Genomic DNA, 19169 nt, shown 5'->3' on the forward strand with positions numbered 1-19169 from the left:
GGTCATATATGCCGAGATGAGACCTTTATCAGGAATAGTTCTCCATCATTTGATATAAATAATTTCGAAAGTCTTCAACATAGGTTTTGGGCTCTACAACTTTTAGATGAGTGCCGAAGCTTGCTAAAAATTGAAATCCCATATGATTTTGTGGGACATAAATAGTTGCTAATAAAAGTCCAGAACAATGGTCTTCAATACTTCTTCGACCATACCTTTCGATGATTTGATCTTTTATGCTAGGCGATATCCATGCTTTAATCGTGACGAATTGCGGTAGATAACTTGCTTCGTGTCCTTGCTCAGACCAATCGTCTCTAGGATGAAACGTGCGTTCATCCATAGTAATATGATCGATCCGAGATAACTTGAATGTTCGATATCCCTGTCGATGTAAACAGAATCCTTTCAAGTACCAACTCGATTCGTTAAAATGCAGCTCATAGGGCTCGACCATTCTATTCGTTACAGCCCCGTCTTTATCTATATAATCAAACGAAACCAGCCTCTTTTTTGAAATGGATTCTTGACATGTCTTTAAGGTTTCAAGAATCTCGGACCGACCTTCCCAATCGTAAAACGACAGTTGAATGGAACGATTCAGAGACAAGGGACTGACCATTGCCTCTATTTTTTTTATCGTTCTTTCAACTTCTTCAGTAAGGAGGATTTGTTCCAATCCGCCGAGCGCAGTTAATATATTCTCTAAATCGGAGCTGCTTAAAAGGTGTTTATCAACCTTGTATTCAGCCATTATGCCGTAACCGCCTTTGACCCCATTGACAGAGTAGATCGGGATGTTCGATAAGCTCAATGTTTCCATATCGCGAAGGATCGTTCTTTTGGAGACATTGAATAGTTGTGAGAATTCCGTTGTAGCAACAACCTCTTTTTTCAGCAATATCATGATAATCGAAATGAGTCTCTCCACTTTGTCCATAATTGCCCTCTTTTTTTTTACATGATTTCAGAATGGTGACAACAAGATGTCACCTTTTATCCATTATACTACGTGTATCACAAGAAGGAGGTTTTGATTCAATGTTTAATCCAACCGATTTTCCCAAGCCCACCCTTATTTCAGTCAACGGTGTGGAACTCGAAGTGTTTGAAGCAGGCCGAGAAAATGCAGGAAAACCTATTGTACTCTGCCACGGCTGGCCTGAACATGCTTTTTCCTGGCGCCATCAGGTGCCCGCGCTTGCCGCAGCGGGATACCATGTCATCGTCCCAAACCAGCGGGGTTACGGCAACTCATCCCGCCCGAACGAAGTAACAGACTATGACCTTGCGCACCTGTCGGGTGATCTCGTCGCCCTTCTCGATCACTATGGATACGAGGACGCTACCTTTGTCGGTCACGACTGGGGTGCAATGGTCATTTGGGGACTGACCTTGTTGCATCCAAACCGCGTCAATAAAGTGATAAATCTGAGCTTGCCTTACCAAGAGCGCGGGGAAAAGCCCTGGATCGAGTTCTTGGAGGAAATTTTCGGCGGCGACTACTATTTTGTTCACTTTAATCGACAGCCGGGCGTCGCGGACGCCGTATTGGATAAGAATATGTTTCGGTTTCTTCGCAACCTGTACCGCAAGAACGAGCCTCTCAGAGCACCTGAGCCAGGCATGGCGATGATCAATCTTGCCAACGCGGAAACACCACTGGGTGAGCCCTTGATGAGCGACAGCGAACTGGCTGTTTTCGTCTCCGCCTTTGAAACATCAGGGTTCACGGGCAGCATAAATTGGTACAGGAACCTTGACCGCAACTGGCGCTTATTGGCGGAGGTGAACCCAATCATCCAACAGCCCACGCTTATGATCTATGGCGATCAGGATGCGATTCCGAAGTCCGAAAAACTAACGGAGTTCGTGCCCAATGTGGAAGTGGTCAATCTGGATTGCGGTCATTGGATCCAGCAAGAAATGCCGGAAGAAACAAACCAAGCGATTTTGAGATGGCTGGAACAGCAGGATGCCACCTAGTCGGTCTTGATGTAGAGTCCCCACAACATTCACATGAATAAACGTTCTAGGTAAAAAGCACCTGGAGGATTCATAGTTGAAAGTTCTGTGTTAATAGAATCGGGAAAGTGAAAAGGCACTCGAGCGCGAGTGTCTTTTTCGCCGTATGATGGGTTACGCTGAACCGTATCACAAATTAATTCTATAGCTGGAGTGATTGGATCACTTGGCAAGATAACCCGATAGCCTCCTGACAATACTACTTCTGGCTTTGGAAAAGCAAATTATTCTGAGGATATTATGAACTCCTAGAGGAATTTTAGCGAAATAAGAGGAAACAGATCTCGAAAAACGCCAGGACAAGATTTCGCAGATTTTATGATAGAGGTTAGAAGAGACCCAGAGATAGCGGAGTACTTAGACAGTCTCGCTGTTTTTGTTGGGAATTTGGTAATGATGCATCGTCAAAAAGCCGGCTTGACGCAAACTGAATTGGCCAAGCGTGCTGACACTACGCAAGCGCGAATATCTCAAATCGAAGCAGGATTTGGTGGCATAAAACTGGACACAGTAGATAAAATCTTTAAAGCGCTGGGTCTCCATTTGTTCAACCCCAAATTTCGATCCGATGCAGCAGGAACGGAAGCTCGTACTGAAGTAGTGGTTGGTTAGACTAGTTGGATGTGAGTCCATTGATAGCACTCAGAGATCTGAACTTTGACCCGCATGATGAATACTTTTGAAAAGATGATCGTCTTGCGGGTTTTATTGTTTAGGATAACAATATTGTTGCTCGAAGTATTGCTCATATAGCGGTGTACTTCTTTGCGTGGGGCACAGGGTAGAACGATCAACCGGAAATCAACGCTCGCTATCTGAAAATACTTACAGGCAATCCCGGACTGAGCGTTCACTCGTATGGCCGAAAACATCGTATAGCGGCTAGCAAGGCTCTCTATTTGTATATTTGTGTGCAGAAAACTTCATCTAAGGTTATTGAGTATTGTATATTGCTTCCTGTCGGGCCGCACGTTAAGATTCTAGTAAACGCATTACTAGGAGAGTAATTTATGACGAGTTATATTGCTTTGCCATGGAAAGATGTTCTGTCTGGCGACACGACACATACCATTACCGGCGATGTTAGGGTAATCGAAGCGTTCCCGATTCCGCAGCTGCAGACGGAGCGCAGAGTGTGGATTTACTTGCCGAGAAGCTATAACGAAGGCGCTCGCCGTTATCCCGTCTTCTATATGCATGATGGGCAAAATGTGTTCGATCAAGCGACTTCATGGGGAAGCGAGTGGGGCGTCGATGAGACGATGGAGCAAATGGCGATTAATGAGCCTGCGCTCGAGGCTATCGTGGTCGCAATTGATCATGGGGGCGATCAGCGCAACCATGAGTATAACTTCACGATTAATGCAGAGTATGGGTTCGGAGGCAAAGGCGATGCTTACGCCGCATTCCTCGCAGAGACGCTCAAGCCGTATATCGACAGCTGCTACCGGACGCTCCCCGAACCGGAGCATACGATGATTGGTGGCAGCTCGTTCGGTGCATATATTTCGCTCTACGCCGCCATTCGTTATCCGGCTCAGTTCGGCCGAGTGGGCGGCATTTCGTTCGTCATGTGGCATGACAACGGTGCGATCATTCAACTAATCCAGCAGGCGGTCTTGTCTCCTGCACTGCGCCTCTACCTGAGCATCGGAGAACTGGAGACCGATAATGCCGACTTTAATCGAATTGCACATGAACACGTTGCGATGGTCCGACAGACGCTGATTGCAGCAGGGGTAGCGGAGAGTCGAATTCGATTCGACTTCATTCCGGGCGGAAAGCATCACGAATCCACATGGGGACCGTTGTTTGTTGAGGCTCATCGTTGGCTGCTCCAGCCATGATGATACGCTTTAAACGTACAATCGTGGATGCAATCGCAGCCTGACCTTCCTTTTCCCCAACCGCAAAAAAAGCCGCTAATCCATTGGATTTTCGGCTTTTTTTGCGGTTGGGAGGAGGAGAAATGCTGCATCTCCAATCATTCTAGCTCATTTACATTATTAGACATTGACAACAAAACAACCTGATTATATAATTCTCAAGAGATTGATAATCATTATCAACAAATTCAAAAGTAAAGAAGGGTCTGCTATGAAAACTAGAAATAAATTGACTATTCCAATGCTTCTATCCGCACTTGCGCTTGTGCTTGTGCTGGCAGGATGCGGCGGGAACAACAACAACAGCAATACCGCTGCATCGCCTACTGATGCCCCAAGCGCGACACCTGCAGCGAGCGACGCGCCAGCTTCGGAAGAATCTGCAACACAGTATCCAATTACGATTAAACATGCGCTCGGCGAAACGGTAATTGAAGAGAAACCGGAACGCGTCGTTTCTATTTCGTGGGCGAACCATGATATCGCTCTTGCCCTTGGTGTAGTGCCTGTCGGCTTCTCTGAAGCTAACTACGGCGTTCAGGATGGTTCCAGAGTGTTGCCGTGGACGAAAGCGAAGCTCGAAGAGCTCGGTGTATCGGAGCCTAATTTGTTCCAGGATACGGACGGTCTTGATTTCGAAGCGATCTCGGACGCGAATCCTGATGTCATTCTGGCCGCATACTCCGGCATCACCGAGGAAGAATATGAGACGTTGTCTCAGATCGCACCGGTTGTCGCTTATCAGACGGCGCCGTGGGTAGCCAGTTGGCGTGAACAGGTTCTATATGATTCTATGGGAATGGGTATGCAAGCCGAAGGTGAGCAGCTCATTAAGGACACTGAGAACCTCATCAAGGAGAAGGCTGCTGCCTACCCGGAGATTGAAGGCAAGAAGGCCGCCTTCGCTTATATCAGCCCTGCCGATCTGTCACAGCTTTCCATTTATGCTCCTGGCGATCCTCGCGGAGACTTCTTGATCGAGCTTGGCATGCCATTCCCGGATGGTCTGGCAAGTCTGGTCTCGGACAGTTTTTACCTGCAGCTTAGTGCCGAGAACGCTGATGCGCTCAATGATACGGATATAATCATCGCCTACGGAGACGACAAGCTGCTTGCTGCGCTTCAAGCAGATCCGCTGCTAGGTAAAGTTCCAGCAATCCAAAGAGGCTCCGTTGTATTGATCGAGGACAATACGCCGCTTGCGGCTGCGGGCAACCCGAATCCACTATCGCTTGCGTATACGATCGATGAATATTTGGGATTGATCGGAGAAGCAGCCAAGAAGATCAATGAGTAATCCATCGTCTCTAACCGCCAAACCGCAGGCAACGATTACGCCGACTTATTTTACGATTGTTCTGATTGTTTGTCTGCTCGTGCTCGGTATTTGCGTGCTTGCATCGCTGGCATTCGGTTCTCGAATAATTGCATTTAAGGATGTAGTGGATGGGTTGTTGGGCCCGTCCACTAGTTCCTACGATGCCGAAGTCATTCGTCAACGCATGACCCGGACTGTGTTCAGTCTCTTATGCGGCGGCGCGCTCGGTGTCGCAGGCGCCTTGATGCAAGCGGTCACCCGCAATCCGATTGCAGATCCGAGCATTCTCGGCGTGAACACAGGCGCATCCTTATTTGTTGTTGGCGGAATCGCATTTTTAAATATTGGAACGGCGAATGAGTACATCATATTTGCCTGTATCGGGGCAGCGATTACTGCATTATTCGTGCTGGGAATAGGTTCGTTGGGACGAGGCGGAGCTACGCCTGTCAAGCTTGTGTTAGCGGGGGCGGCCACCAGTGCCGTTCTTTCTTCGCTTGTAAGCGCCATTATCATTCCACGCTCTAACGTCATGGACCAAATCCGGCGTTGGCAGGTGGGAAGCGTTGGGGGATCTAGCTGGAGTGATATTGCGACGTTCTCCCCCTTGTTCCTGCTCGGTATTCTAATTGCCATAATCACGGCTCCTGCGTTGAATGCATTGGCGTTGGGTGACGAGACGGCGACCGGCTTGGGTGTGAGGACGGGTATGCTGCGGTTAGTCTCGTCGTTGGCTGGGGTTGTGTTGTGTGGTACGGTAACCGCCCTCGCAGGACCAATCGGCTTTGTCGGGCTGCTCTCAACACATCTGATTCGGTTAATACTCGGTCCTGATCAGCGTTTCCTGATTCCAATGTCGGCGCTGGTTGGAGCTATTGTACTAACGGGATCCGACGTCGTAGGCAGAATCCTCGGAAGACCAGGGGAGCTTGAGGTGGCCATCGTCACCGCCTTCGTCGGAGCTCCGATTCTAATTCTATTAGCGATGAGATCGAAAGTGCGTACCTTATGATGAATAATACGATAAATTTGATTATGTCGGGCAGACGTCAGAGACGCCGTCGATATGTGCTGGTCACGAGCATTCTTGCGGCCATTTCTTGTATACTTTGCGGTTTGATGCTCTATTTTGGAAATACAATCTATTCAGTGGACGAGATTATTCGGGTACTGGCGGGAGAGAAAATTAAAGGCGCATCATTCGCGATTGAAACGATTCGGCTCCCTAGAATGCTGGCGGGACTGTTCGCCGGCTTCGCTTTTGGCTTGTCCGGCAGTGTCTTCCAGACCATGCTGCGCAACCCGCTTGCGAACCCGAACGTACTCGGTATTACTACCGGCTCTAGTGTGGCGGCTGTTTTTTGTATCGTGATTCTACATACGAGCGAAACCGTTATCTTCATCGCGTCTGTCCTTGCCGGGTTGGCTACGGTTATGATTCTCTACCTGTTGTCCCTAAGAAAATCCTTTGCGCTCGGGCGATTGATTCTGATTGGTATCGGCCTTGATGCGATGCTCGGAGCTGTTATCTCTTATCTGCTGCGGATAAGCGCTGAGCATGACATCGGTACCGCTTATCGTTGGTTAAGCGGCAGCCTCAACGGATCGCAGATGGATGAGCTTCCGCCGATTATCATAACGGTACTCCTATGTACGCCTATCGTTGTCTTGTTAGGGAAGAATCTTAGTCTGCTTGAGCTGGGCGAACAAGCGGCCACTTCGCTTGGAATCAATACAAACAGAACTCGAATAGCTCTAATCCTTGGCGCAGTTTGCATGATTGCCGTCGCTACGGCTACCACAGGCCCAATTGCTTTCGTAGCCTTCCTGGCTGGACCGATCGCAAGAAGATTGGTCGGCATGGGCTACTCTACCATAATTCCGGCTGGTCTTGTCGGCGTTATCTTGGTTTTGGCCTCCGATTTAATTGGACAATTTGCGTTCGAGACCAGATTCCCTGTAGGCGTTATCACCGGAATCCTCGGAGCGCCTTATCTAATCTATCTGCTTATCCGAATGAATCGAAAGGGGGATTTCTAACATGAAGCCGAAGCATCAGTTCCAGGCGGAGCATGTCGTCTCGGGCTATGAACATAGAAGGGTTGTCCATGGAGTAAGCATCTCCATTCCAAGCAATCGGATAAGCGTCATAATCGGAGCCAACGCCTGTGGGAAGTCCACCCTGCTCAAGACTATGGCAAGACTAATCAAGCCGGAATCCGGCCGCATTTTGCTCGATGGCAAATCCATTGATCAATACCCGCCCAAGCAGTTAGCCAAGATTGTCGGATTGCTTCCGCAATCCCCCATTGTGCCGGAAGGAATCAGTGTCGCGGATCTGATCGGTCGAGGCCGATTCCCGCACCAGAGTTGGCTGGGCGGTTGGACCAAAAAGGATTATGAGGCCGTCGCGGAAGCGATGGAGATTATGAAGATAACAGAGCTGGCTAATAGCAATATCGACGAGCTGTCGGGCGGTCAACGCCAGCGCGTCTGGATCGCGATGGCTCTGGCCCAGCAGACTGACATTTTGTTTCTTGACGAACCGACGACCTTCTTGGATATTACTTATCAAGTCGAGATACTAGATCTGCTCACCGATCTGAACCGGAAGCACGGTACGACGATCGTCATGGTTCTGCACGACATCAACTTATCCGCACGCTATGCTGATCATATTTTCGCGCTCCGCGAAGGTAAGCTGGTAGCGGAAGGCGAACCATCTAAGGTTATCACAAGCGATTTAATTAAGGATGTCTTCGGACTCGATTGCACGGTCATCGGCGATCCCGTATCCAATTCTCCGCTGATCGTACCGATCGGGCGTCATCATGCGTATGTTTAAGTAAGCCGCCGAAGCCATTCGGCGGTTTTTTATTTGTTTAGGAGATTATGCAACTACAGTGAAAGAAGGGTTAGCTATGGTGCTAATTCGTCCTTCGAACGAAGAGTGCTTGGCTCATATTAGGCGTAGCCGTGCCGTTCACCTTAACCAATGCTCCTGCATCCATCACGGTTGGCGTGACAGTCAACGTGCTCACTTCATTCGCCACGCCTGCCTACGGCATGGCTGGAGGCGAAAGACGAGATTACCCTCGTGCATACGCAAGACCTTCGGTTTCAGCCGGAAGAGAAGGAATCAGCTGCATATTGTGCAGATTAAGAAATCTTTTATAGTAATTGGGATGCGCTCACGTATTGGTGGTGAGCCGCATCCCATTTTCGCGTGCACAATGCTGAGCTTTTGGACTTCACGGCAGAAGCAACGGCCCCAAGCTCGTGGCTCCGGCAGAAATCTTCATTATTGCAGAGATCATGACTAAGCTCTCTTTATGTCTCCAGTTGTGCGGTTACGTAACGTTCAATGTCCTCGGCGGATTCCATCTGCAGCACATGCTGTGCGAGCACCTGCATATCCACATAGCTGAGCCGAGAAATCAATTCTCTGGCAGGCAGCACCATGGAAGGACTCATGCTCAATTCGTCTAGACCAAGTCGCAGTAAAATTGGGATAGCAGAGAGCTGCCCCGCCAATTCTCCGCACATGCCTACCCATTTGCCTGCTTGATGAGCGGATCGAATGACATAGTCAATCATTCACAGGATAGCTGGATTCATAGGTTGTGCTAAGTAGGCGACTTGTTCATTCATTCGATCTGCCGCCATCATATATTGGACGAGATCGTTGGTTCCAATACTGAAGAAGTCGGCATCCTTAGCCAATTGATCGACAATCATCGCTGCGGCAGGAATTTCAATCATGACGCCGACTTCTATATCGGCAGCATAAGAGATGCCTTGGCTGTCCAGTTCGGACTTTGCCTCATTCAGCAGCAGATTCGCCTCGCGAAGCTCCTGCAGCGTCGAATGGCGCGAAGGCCGAGAAAAGGATTTCTTCTTTGTTTCTCTGCAGATAGGGAATAGCTTTGTCACCGCCGGCGTCCAGGGTTCTGATAATGACCGGTTGGCCCTCGCGCACAGCCAGTACGGCTGCCTTATAGGCTTGAAACTGTTCCTCTTCACTTGGACTTGCATGCCGATCCATGAACAAGAATTCAGACCGGTACAGACCGACGCCTTCTGCGCCAATATGGACTGCTGCGGCTGCTTCGTGCGGACGCGCTATATTAATGGCGAGCTCGACCGTATGGCCATCCGCGGTAACGGTAGGCTCATCCTTGTAGCGTTGGAACAGAGCTAAGCGTTCCGTATCTTTTCTAATCAATTGTTCATAATACTGGCTAGTTTCCAGCTCTGGATTCACATAGAGAATGCCTTCGCAGCCATCTATAATGGCGGAATGGGACGTTTTTCCTCCCTTCTCGAGAGCAAATCCGAGCACATGTGCGGGGTTCAGCTTGGCGGTTACCGAAGGAGTAATATCGGTGCCGATAACGATTACCGGCTCTGTGATTGCGAGCAGATCGGGTCTTGGCGTTTCGGTCAAGTATGACCATACCCGAGTGCGAATATCGTGAAAGTCCGTACATCTTTCTTGCATAAGTTCATTGTCCATGCTGCTGAATATCGCGATAAGCTCCTCCGTTACATCATGCAATGCCGCTTATTCGGAAGAGCGAGATTCATATTCTAAAATTGGAGCTTTTGTGCAGGAGCAGTTGGGCAAGAAGTGAACGTGGATATTAGCTAGAGATAGGCTTTGAAAAGCTAGCAGAACAGATTATTATGAAGAGGTAGCTAGAAACAGGGAGGGGTTAAGGGAATGAGTCAATTTCATGCAAATACTCTTTTGAAAGCGATTACGGACCGAATGATTCCTGAGGATGATTGGCAGTCAGCAAGCGGAGGGGGAGTTTTAACCTATTTGGAGCTTTATGCCGCGAAAGATGCTGTTGTCTGGACGAAGGTGATTGAACCCGGACTCCGCTCATTGCAGAAGGAAGCAATAACGCTTCATGGGAAGCCGTTTTCAGATTTGCGGGACTATGAGCAAGATCAACTGCTCAAGGAAGCGGAGCTTGATGCCTACCGGGACTGGCCTGTTTCGTCAAAGCTATTTTTTGATACGTTATTGAATATAACAGCAGAAGGTTATTATGGAAGCCCGGAAGCGGGAGGTAATATAAAAGGGCAGTCATGGGAAATGATAGGTTTTCGTCCCGGCCATGTGGCCGGAATGGCTGCGCCGGCTCCTGAAGCCGATTTGCCGCAAAAATCACTTGAGCAGCTGCGGGACCGGTATGATGCTATCGTGATCGGATCCGGAGCAGGGGGATCGATAGCAGCGGCTGTCCTAGCCGAAGCGGGAATGCAGGTGCTTGTCGTCGAGCGCGGCAGCTGGTTGAATTACGATCAGGTTGGCAGGGATCACCTGCGGAATCACCGGTTTAGCAAGTATGGGCATAATACAGGACCGGATTTGGAAGGTAACCCTCGCACGATTGCACTCGCGAATGGTGGCGAGCGAATTACGTTGCCTTTTGAAGGCGATTACCACAATAATGCGATGACGGTTGGGGGAGGAACGCGGGTTTATGGGGCGCAGGCGTGGCGTTTTCATTCGGATGATTTCCGTATGGCAAGCCGTTACGGGATACCAAAAGGGAGCTCGTTAAGTGACTGGCCGATCCGTTATGAAGATCTTGAACCTTATTACGAGCGTGCAGAATGGGAGGTTGGGGTATCCGGTGATGGGAATGCCCATCCTGGGAGAGGCAAGCGTCAAAATGCTTATCCCATGCCGGCTATGCCTCTGACGCTGGAAGCTGAACGGTTGGCCCGCGCTGCCCAAAAGCTGGGATGGCAATTCGGGGCGGTACCGCTCCTTATCAACTCCGTTGAAAGGGATGGCCGGCAGGCTTGCTGCAGATGCGGTCAATGCGTCGGATTTGCCTGTCCGACGAACAGCAAAAACGGTGGGCATAACACTATGCTGGTAAGAGCGATAGCTACAGGCAATTGCGATCTGATCTGCGATACGATGGCGGAGCACATCGACACTGAAGGAGGAAGGCATGCGACCGCAGTCCGACTTGTACAGCAATCGAAGGGTTCGATCCATCGGCGGCTAATACAGGCAGGGCATGTTGTCGTTGCCGCGGGAGCGATCGAAAGTGCGCGACTCCTTCTGAATTCCGCAAGCGATTCGGAGCCAGACGGAATCGGCAATCGGAACGGCCAAGTTGGAAGAAACCTTCAAGGCCATGTTTATTCTGGCGCTTATGGGCTTTTTGACGAGCTGGTTCTAGACGGCTTTGGTCCAGGGGTCAGCATAGCGACTTTCAACTCTGAACATAGCAATATGGGAATTATCGGCGGAGGGCTGCTCGCAAACGAGTTTACTCGGCTGCCTCTTATTCACTGGTATCGGGCGCTTTCGCAGAATGCGGCAAGATGGGGGATTAAAGGCAAGGAAACGATGCGCGACAGCTACTTGCGCACGAGCCAAATTCAAGGCCCGATTCAGGAGATTCCAAACGCTGAGTCCAGGGTGCTGCTGTCGAAGTCGGTTAAGGACCGTTTTGGCATACCGGTCGCTTTCCTTTCGGGCAGCGTTCATCCCGAGTCCCTTCGAGCTGCGGCTGTGCTGGGAGAGCAGGCGGAAAAGTGGCTTTGGGCTGCCGGAGCGCGTGAGGTTTGGCAAACCAAGCCGGGTGAAGGGTTAAGCGCAGGACAGCATCAGGCAGGTACACTGCGCATGGGGAACGATCCTGCGACATCCGTCACCGACCCATTTGGCCGCGTGCACGGATACGACAATCTGTGGGTGAGTGATGGATCCGTTCACGTGACCAACGGCGGTGTTAACCCGGTGCTGACGATTATGGCCTTAGCTTTCCGCACCGCGGATAACCTGGTGAAATTGGGCTAGCCAATGAATGCCAAGGGTGAAAGGGACCTTATTAATTCTCTGTATAGGTCCACTGGCATGATATAATCCTTTTGTAGTTGTTGAAATGAATGAAGTTTCAAGTTCAAATATATTAATAGAATAAATGTGTTTTACAATTACTTATCCATTGTTGATGGAGGGTACATACAATGAAACTGGAAAGACTCTTATCCATCATTATTTTGCTGCTGAATCGTCGTATGGTGCAGGCCAAAGAGCTCGCAGAACGGTTCGAGGTGTCCGTACGGACGATATATCGGGATATCGAAGCAATTAATGGGGCCGGAATTCCCATCGTCACCTACCAGGGAATGAACGGAGGTATCGGGCTGGCGGAAGGCTACCGATTGGACCGCAACGTGCTGACTAACGACGAGCTCGCTACCATCGTCACCGCCCTGCGAAGTATCTCCACCTCATATGGTAACGAACAGCATCTACAGCTACTGGAGAAAATCAATAGCGTTGTCCCGCCCCAATATTCCGAGGAATTCCAACATAAGGCCAGCCGTGTGCTGATCGACTATTCGCCCTGGGATGGCAACGAGAGGCTGCGTCCTAAACTACAACTGTTAAAAGAAGCGGTAGATCACCGCCGAATAGCGGGATTCATCTATTCCAATGCCGAAGGTCTGATATCACACAGAATTGTAGAACCACATATGCTCATCATGAAAGGAAGACAATGGTACCTGAAAGCCTATTGCCAGGCGAAAGAGCAGTTCCGGCTGTTCAAGCTAAAAAGAATGAAAGAGCTGGAGATCGTTCCGGAGAGGATATTCGTTCGAAGAGATTTCCCAATGCAAGAGGGTACCACTGGTCAGAGCCCGCGCAATCCGTTAAAGGCGACAGAATTCGTCTTGCGTTTCCGTGCTGACTCTCGTCATTTAGCGGAGGAATGGTTTGGTGTCGAGGAGCTTTTGCCCTTAGATGACGGCAGCTGGCAAGTGAGGAAGGCTTATCCGGAAGATGAATGGTTGTATAGATTCATTCTCGGCCTGGGCCATCATGCGGAGGTGCTTGAGCCTCCCCATCTGCGAGAGATCATCGCTAGTCGCGTAGAACAAGCTGCAATAATATATAGAATTAATAAAGAAACATGACAAATAGTTGTCATGTTAGATGTTTTATACTAAACTCATTCAACTATAAGGAGAATGATTAGGGATGAAACAAAACGAATTCAAGTCAATGGCACTGAGCAGTACGACTCCATCTGAAAGCTCGCTGCCCGCAGACGAGGCAAATTGCAGAAAAATTGAACCTGCCCGTTTCGAGGAACATTCCTCTTTCACGCTGGCCGGAATTAGCACTGTCACATCAAATGCAGCCGAATTAAGCGGCGAAGGCAAGATTGGTAAGTTGTTTGAACAATTCCACTCACAACATATTGGCGAACATCTGGCCCTTCATCTACAACAATCTGGCCATTATAGCTGTTACTTCAACTACAAAGAAGGCGATGCTGGACAATATGAAGTGATGGTCGGCGTACATGTACGGGACAATATGCAGGGTCAATATCCCGAGTCTGTCTCGACGTTCACAGTTCCCTCTGCGAAATACGCAGTATTCGTCACGGAGCGGGGACCGATTATAGAGGTGGTGCAGCGGGCTTGGGCCGATATTTGGCAATGGTCGCAGCAACTCGGCAATGCCCGGGCATTCACAGGCGATTTTGAGTATTATGGCCCGAATATCAATCCGAACGACGGGCAGGCGGAAATATATATCGCCATACGCCAGTAGCCCCTTGCACCGTCCACCCTCAAAAAAAAGGGGAAGGGATCGGGCAGAGTTGTCGTTTCTTGAAAATTTTTAGGAAAGGTCTGATCACCATAGGTGTGATTGAAAACGCTAAGGTAGCAGCCGTGTTCGAACATTACCCGAACCATATTCAGCAGAGGTTGTTGTTTCTACGCCAATTAATTCTGGATACAGCACTAGCAATAGAAGGCATTGATCACCTGGAAGAGACTTTGAAATGGGGTGAGCCTAGCTATGTCACAAAACGTGGAAGCACGATCAGAATAGCTTGGAAAGAGTCAAATCCACAGCAGTATGCCATGTATTTTAACTGTAAAACAAAGCTTATTGCTACATTCAAGGAAGTTTTTAGTGATATATTCAACTATGAGGGCAATCGGGCAATTGTGTTCGATGATAACGAGGAAATACCGATAGATGAATTAAAACAATGCATTTCATTGTCTCTCACTTATCATTCCCGAAAACAACTTCCAATGCTTGGATTGTAATAAAGGTATGCAAGGAGCGTATTTATTGAATTAATGCAACCACTTCCAGAGCATAACCGACAGCTGGAGCGATTGGAGTTCGGATAGTAGGAACCCAGTTGCAACGGGCGACGAAGAGAAGGCTTAATCGGCACAGCAGTATGTAGCTTGGAGTACATCGCTCATATGGCGATGTACTTCTTTGGGTTGTGCTCGGGTTCGTCGAAGGCAAAACGGAGTCAAGGCTGGCTCCATGAACTCCGATGTGAAGTAGTGCCTACATTCCGTACCATGACTATCTCTACTTGTGAGTCGATTCAAGACAGAATCAACAAGTCGTAGGTTACCTGATGGTAAGAATGTTACTCAGGTGGCCTCGTACAGACGTCAGGTGCTTTATGAGCAGTAGTAATTAGATAATCACAAGCCACCCAAGAATGCCCATATGAAATAAAGAACCGGATGATTGGATGATTTTGAAGTGTCCATAGGGTTCCCGTGTACAACTAATGAACGATGGACATATCCATAAGAGAAAGCTGCGGCTATGGTCATGAGCAGCAAAGAAAGTCCTGCAATGATAGCCGATTTGTTTCGAATATTTTGTTGCTTTGTATCCATTGTGAAAACCTCCATGATTTTTTTATACTATAAGCTCAATTGAAGGAGACCACATTGACTTAAGTTAAGAAATTTTTCTTATGAAGTGGTGTTGGCAGAATAGAAGATAGAGATTGGAGCAAAAAAAGGCCATCCCGCATAGGATCCCGCATAGGATCCCGCATAGGATGGCCTTTTGCAATCTTGCCGTTACAGACAGTGCTGATAAACGTACCACAATAGGTTAAGCATTCAAGACTGGAAATGTTCAACCACGACTTTGCCGATGGATGACCCTGATTCAACAATAGCATGAGCGCGTCGCATCGTAACTGCATCGATTGGTTTCAGGCGTTGGGTAAGTGTAGTCTGTAAGATGCCGGCGTCAATCAACTCTGCCACTCGATTCAGCAATTTGTGCTGTTCGATCTGGTCCTCTGTCTGATAGATCGGCCGGGTGAACATCATCTCCCAGACGAACGTCGCGCTTTTGAACTTCAACTGAGTTAAATCTACTGGGCTTAAGGCATCCACAATTCCGCAGATTTTGCCTTGTGGAGCAATCGACTCAACCATCTGGTTCCAATAAACATCTGTGCTGCTTAAGTTGAAAATATAATGAACATGTTCATGACCCATCGATTGCAGCTGCGGCAACAATGGCTGTCGATGATTGATCGTATGATCGGCTCCCATCCTGAGTATCCACTCGGACGACTCCTGACGAGACGCAGTTCCGATTACAGTAAGTCCTGCCCATTTTGCAAGCTGAATGGCAATGGAACCAACCCCTCCCGCAGCTCCGATGATGAGCAGAGATTTGCCGCGATTTCGCTCGGTGTCAGTTGGGATGCCCAAACGATCGAATAGAGACTCCCACGCGGTGATTGTCGTTAACGGAAGCGCCGCTGCTTCAGCGTAATCGAGCGAAGCCGGCTTCTTGCCGACAATTCGTTCATCCACCAGATGAAATTCGCTATTACCTCCATCCCTTATATAACTGCCAGCATAATATACCTCGTCACCAGGTTTGAAGATTTTGCAATCTGGTCCCGTCTGCTCGACAATGCCGGCCACGTCCCATCCAATTACCTTCGGTTTATCTTCGACGGTATCTTTCGGGGCTCGGACGATGACGTCAACCGGATTGACCGATACTGCCTTTACCCGGACAAGAAGATCGCTCCCGACAGCAATCGGCTTATTCAGCGTGACGTCTAATAGACTCTCGGGATGATCAATCGGAAAATATTTATAAAAACCAACGGCATTCATTGTTTTATTTGGCATCATCTTGTTCTCCTTTGTTCAGCTCCCCATTCGACCGGTCAGGTTGAGTTTACATATCCCATCATAATCGTTATAGTTTCGTTAGAGAAGTACGCACTTTTTTGTTTACTACTAACCGGATGGTTAGGAAGGGGATCATGCAGAGTATGTACAGAATCAATCAAAGACAGTTTCAATGTCCCATTGAATTATCTATTCACACGATCTCTGGCAAGTGGAAATTGACCATCATCTGTCGTCTTTTGGAAGGGAAAAAGAGATACGGAGAAATCAAGAAAGAGCTTAGGGGCATTCAACATAAAGTGCTTGCGGAACAACTCAGAGAGCTTGAGGAAGCTGGTATTTTGTTGCGACAGGAGTATCCCTCAATCCCCCCGAAGGTCGAATACGAATTGACCGATCTGGGGAAGGGTTTGAAGCCGCTTATGGATTTTTTGGAGCAATGGGGTCGGCAGTTTGAAGTGGGGATGGAACAGAAATCTTTATAATAATTCTTTTTTCATTTAGTTAAGGGCACCCCTATTGCGGTGCCCTTATTTTTCGCCTTAGTGACGGTGAAATTTCTGGCATTAATCGCTTGCTGGGCGCTGAAAAGTGATGACAAATGGCATAGGGAATTATTATTCCATCACTAAGATAGAGAAGCGAATTCGCTTACTAATAATGTATTCGAAAGTGTGATGGTGGCTTACCAATGATTGTAGAAGTGAATAATCTGATCAAACGTTACTATTCAGATTGGTGCTCCAATTTTTACTAAATCATCTGTGAAACGACCCTTTCCAGGAATATCTCCATGGCCGGACTGAGAAGCTTATTACGCTCTCTGATTAAATAAATTCGCCGATGAAACGTCCATTCCGGAATCGGAACCGTACACAGCTCTCTATTCTCCACCTCGCGCTGAACCGAGCTTTCGGATAATACCGCATAGCCAACTTGATGCTTAGTGGCTTCCTTCATGGCCTCAGAGCCTGAAACTTCCATCGTAATGAACAGCTTTACCTCCTTCCGACTGGCCCACTGACAGAATAGCTTGCGGCTGACTGAGCCTTCCTCGTGCGAAACATGCGCATACCCCGCTAAATCTTTAGGAACAAGATCCTTCTTTCGGGCAAGGGGATGCTCAGGATGGACAACAATGACTAAGTCATCTTCCCTTAACGGCTGCACGATCAAATCCTTATCCTCAAAATCGACATGTGTAATAAAACCGAAATCCAACTCGAATTGCTTGATCTTATCGATGATGAAAGGAGCTGGCTTAACGTCTAACAAAATGGACAAGTTGGTATACTCCCTCTTCAATGCCGCGAGAAAAGGCGGGAGAATATAGGTGGCAGGTGTATGTGTACTGCCGATCGACAGACGCGCTCCCCGCAGCTCGCGGAACTCTTCCATCAACGATTTAATTTCCTCTGTTTGCGATGTAATACTTATTGCGTAATGAAACAATGCTCTTCCGGCTTCTGTCAATTTAATAACGTGATATGACTTTGTTACAAATAATGGTACGCCGAGATCTTCCTGCAGCTTGTTTAGATGAAACGTAACGGTAGGCTGGCGAATGCCAAGCGCGCTGGCAACGAGATATAGCTTTTGCAGCTTGACTGCGAGCACGAATACCTTAAGCTGTTGTAAATTCATCGATACAACCCCCATCTCCATGAACTGTGTCTAATTATAGATTATATATATGGAATACAAAATACGATAGATAATACTTGATAATCCCTTTACTCACGCATAATCTCAGGATGATTGTACTTCACTAAAGTAAGAGGCGTAAGGTTAAGGGATGCAGGCATAAATTAAATTTTACGGAGGTTATTATGAGGAATAGAAACATTAGACTGTCATTTGTCTTCATCTGTTTATTCACTGTGTTGGCATTGATTACGGCAGGTTGTGCATCAGAAGGAAATAACGGGGGAGGTCATTCTCCTACAATGGCTTCAGAGACATCGTCGAATGCTGTAGAGACTAATACTTCGAATGAAATGGCAGTGGAGAAGGAGTTCACACCGGGATCGACGATTCAACTGTACGGCAATGATTTCGTTGACGAAATCGCACCTCAATTTTCGGAGGCTACCGGCTACAGTATGGAGGCGGTCCACTACGGCGGCGGGGCGGCCCTCGCGAAGATTGAGGCAGAACAGGGCAACCCTCAATGGGATGTGCTCATGATGGATGGACATGGCTCTATTCGCAATTTGGCTGAACGCGGTTTTTTACTAACTGACTGGGTACCTGAGAATATTGGCAACCTGAATGAATACGGGCAAGCGTTAGTGCCGGAGGATTATGCCTATACACCAATCGGCATTCACGCTTCAGCGCTTATTGCCTACAACAAGAATATCCTGACAGAGGAAACAGCGCCGAAGACATGGGAAGAGTTCTTTGCTTATGAAGGGCCTGTTGGACATGCTGACCCAGCTGTCGCAGCTCCTGCTTATCCGTTAGTATCAGCACTGTTTTATAAGTGGGGGGTAGAAGAGGGGAAGGACATTTACAATAAACGGTTTGCGGATCGTTTGTATGTGTATCCGAAGAATGGTCCTGTCAGCAATGCCTTAATCAGCGGGGAGATTCATGTCGCTGCACTGCAGGAGCATAATTCATATCAAATGCAGCTGGATGGAGAACCAGTCGGTGTCATATGGCCAGAGGAAGGTGCTCCAGGAAGCCTTCGTGTTATTGCAATTAACAAGTATACGGACAATATGGAAGCAGCCAAGGCGTTCGTTGAGTATATGCTGAAGCCGGAAACACAAAGCTACCTGACGACAATGGAAAGCACGAATGCCAGTTTCTTCACACCGTTAAGCAAAGGCGCAGTCATGCGCAAGGAAAGGGAACAGGATGGAGTGTTTATCCTTCCTCCGGCGGAATGGGCTGCCGAGTATGAAACTGAGATTAAAGCCTGGTTTGCCGATCAAAATGTAAATTAGGGG

18 protein-coding genes and 1 pseudogene are annotated in these 19169 nt (G+C 48.3%); 13 read left to right on the forward strand and 6 right to left on the reverse strand.

Annotated elements, in window-relative coordinates; translation table 11 throughout:
* Nucleotides 1–28 precede the first annotated feature (28 nt).
* Nucleotides 29–940, reverse strand: coding sequence for a helix-turn-helix transcriptional regulator (locus AC6ESP_RS26420; protein WP_497099721.1), 912 nt, complete (start codon nucleotides 938–940; stop codon nucleotides 29–31).
* Between the two features lie 101 nt (nucleotides 941–1041).
* Between AC6ESP_RS26420 and AC6ESP_RS26425 the strand changes: the two genes are divergently transcribed.
* The 7 genes from AC6ESP_RS26425 (at nucleotide 1042) to AC6ESP_RS26455 (ending at nucleotide 8074) form a co-directional block, all read left to right on the forward strand.
* Complete coding sequence (locus AC6ESP_RS26425; RefSeq protein ID WP_497099722.1) at nucleotides 1042–1986, forward strand: alpha/beta fold hydrolase; 945 nt, start codon at nucleotides 1042–1044, stop codon at nucleotides 1984–1986.
* A gap of 357 nt (nucleotides 1987–2343) precedes the next feature.
* Nucleotides 2344–2637, forward strand: a complete 294-nt coding sequence (locus AC6ESP_RS26430; RefSeq protein WP_497099723.1) for a helix-turn-helix domain-containing protein — start codon at nucleotides 2344–2346, stop codon at nucleotides 2635–2637.
* A 398-nt stretch (nucleotides 2638–3035) separates the two neighbouring features.
* On the forward strand, nucleotides 3036–3872 hold the full coding sequence (locus AC6ESP_RS26435) for an alpha/beta hydrolase (RefSeq protein ID WP_497099724.1): 837 nt from the start codon (nucleotides 3036–3038) through the stop codon (nucleotides 3870–3872).
* Nucleotides 3873–4122: 250 nt separating this feature from the next.
* Nucleotides 4123–5208 carry an iron-siderophore ABC transporter substrate-binding protein gene (locus tag AC6ESP_RS26440; RefSeq protein WP_497099725.1) on the forward strand — a complete coding sequence of 362 codons (1086 nt, stop codon included), beginning with the start codon at nucleotides 4123–4125 and terminating at the stop codon, nucleotides 5206–5208.
* On the forward strand, nucleotides 5201–6241 hold the full coding sequence (locus AC6ESP_RS26445; protein ID WP_497099726.1) for a FecCD family ABC transporter permease: 1041 nt from the start codon (nucleotides 5201–5203) through the stop codon (nucleotides 6239–6241). Before AC6ESP_RS26440 ends, AC6ESP_RS26445 begins: the two co-directional genes overlap by 8 nt.
* Nucleotides 6238–7269 carry a FecCD family ABC transporter permease gene (locus AC6ESP_RS26450; RefSeq protein WP_497099727.1) on the forward strand — a complete coding sequence of 344 codons (1032 nt, stop codon included), beginning with the start codon at nucleotides 6238–6240 and terminating at the stop codon, nucleotides 7267–7269. Before AC6ESP_RS26445 ends, AC6ESP_RS26450 begins: the two co-directional genes overlap by 4 nt.
* A 1-nt stretch (nucleotide 7270) precedes the next feature.
* Nucleotides 7271–8074: an ABC transporter ATP-binding protein gene (locus AC6ESP_RS26455; RefSeq protein ID WP_497099728.1), complete on the forward strand. Its 804-nt coding sequence runs from the start codon at nucleotides 7271–7273 to the stop codon at nucleotides 8072–8074.
* Between the two features lie 485 nt (nucleotides 8075–8559).
* On the opposite strand, the pseudogene AC6ESP_RS26460 reads toward AC6ESP_RS26455, so the two are convergent.
* Nucleotides 8560–9162, reverse strand: a pseudogene (locus AC6ESP_RS26460) (putative PEP-binding protein).
* Nucleotides 9053–9787: a putative PEP-binding protein gene (locus tag AC6ESP_RS26465; RefSeq protein WP_497099730.1), complete on the reverse strand. Its 735-nt coding sequence runs from the start codon at nucleotides 9785–9787 to the stop codon at nucleotides 9053–9055. The pseudogene AC6ESP_RS26460 and the gene AC6ESP_RS26465 overlap by 110 nt, the downstream one beginning before the upstream one ends.
* A 165-nt stretch (nucleotides 9788–9952) precedes the next feature.
* Between AC6ESP_RS26465 and AC6ESP_RS26470 the strand changes: the two genes are divergently transcribed.
* The 4 genes from AC6ESP_RS26470 (at nucleotide 9953) to AC6ESP_RS26485 (ending at nucleotide 14340) form a co-directional block, all read left to right on the forward strand.
* Nucleotides 9953–12061, forward strand: coding sequence for a GMC family oxidoreductase (locus AC6ESP_RS26470; protein WP_497099731.1), 2109 nt, complete (start codon nucleotides 9953–9955; stop codon nucleotides 12059–12061).
* 170 nt (nucleotides 12062–12231) lie between these two features.
* Entirely contained in the window at nucleotides 12232–13185 is a 954-nt protein-coding gene (locus tag AC6ESP_RS26475) for a helix-turn-helix transcriptional regulator (protein WP_497099732.1), read from the forward strand.
* A 64-nt stretch (nucleotides 13186–13249) separates the two neighbouring features.
* Complete coding sequence (locus tag AC6ESP_RS26480) at nucleotides 13250–13831, forward strand: GyrI-like domain-containing protein (RefSeq protein ID WP_497099734.1); 582 nt, start codon at nucleotides 13250–13252, stop codon at nucleotides 13829–13831.
* A gap of 59 nt (nucleotides 13832–13890) precedes the next feature.
* Nucleotides 13891–14340 (forward strand): DUF1801 domain-containing protein, encoded by a 450-nt coding sequence (locus AC6ESP_RS26485; protein WP_497099735.1) that lies wholly within the window; start codon nucleotides 13891–13893, stop codon nucleotides 14338–14340.
* 399 nt (nucleotides 14341–14739) lie between these two features.
* Here AC6ESP_RS26485 and AC6ESP_RS26490 read toward each other — a convergent pair whose 3' ends face one another.
* Nucleotides 14740–14940 (reverse strand): hypothetical protein, encoded by a 201-nt coding sequence (locus tag AC6ESP_RS26490; protein ID WP_497099736.1) that lies wholly within the window; start codon nucleotides 14938–14940, stop codon nucleotides 14740–14742.
* A 231-nt stretch (nucleotides 14941–15171) separates the two neighbouring features.
* Nucleotides 15172–16209 carry a zinc-binding alcohol dehydrogenase family protein gene (locus tag AC6ESP_RS26495; protein ID WP_497099737.1) on the reverse strand — a complete coding sequence of 346 codons (1038 nt, stop codon included), beginning with the start codon at nucleotides 16207–16209 and terminating at the stop codon, nucleotides 15172–15174.
* Nucleotides 16210–16355: 146 nt separating this feature from the next.
* Here AC6ESP_RS26495 and AC6ESP_RS26500 point away from each other — a divergent pair, with 146 nt between their 5' ends.
* Entirely contained in the window at nucleotides 16356–16697 is a 342-nt protein-coding gene (locus AC6ESP_RS26500) for a winged helix-turn-helix transcriptional regulator (protein WP_497099739.1), read from the forward strand.
* 268 nt (nucleotides 16698–16965) lie between these two features.
* Here the strand turns inward: AC6ESP_RS26500 and AC6ESP_RS26505 are convergent, their stop codons facing one another.
* Complete coding sequence (locus AC6ESP_RS26505; RefSeq protein ID WP_497099741.1) at nucleotides 16966–17856, reverse strand: LysR family transcriptional regulator; 891 nt, start codon at nucleotides 17854–17856, stop codon at nucleotides 16966–16968.
* A 302-nt stretch (nucleotides 17857–18158) separates the two neighbouring features.
* Between AC6ESP_RS26505 and AC6ESP_RS26510 the strand changes: the two genes are divergently transcribed.
* The gene (locus AC6ESP_RS26510) at nucleotides 18159–19166 is read left to right on the forward strand and encodes an extracellular solute-binding protein (RefSeq protein ID WP_497099742.1); all 1008 of its coding nucleotides are present in this window, start codon (nucleotides 18159–18161) and stop codon (nucleotides 19164–19166) included.
* The last annotated feature ends 3 nt before the right edge of the window (nucleotides 19167–19169 follow it).

It is taken from the genome of Paenibacillus xinjiangensis (assembly GCF_059686975.1).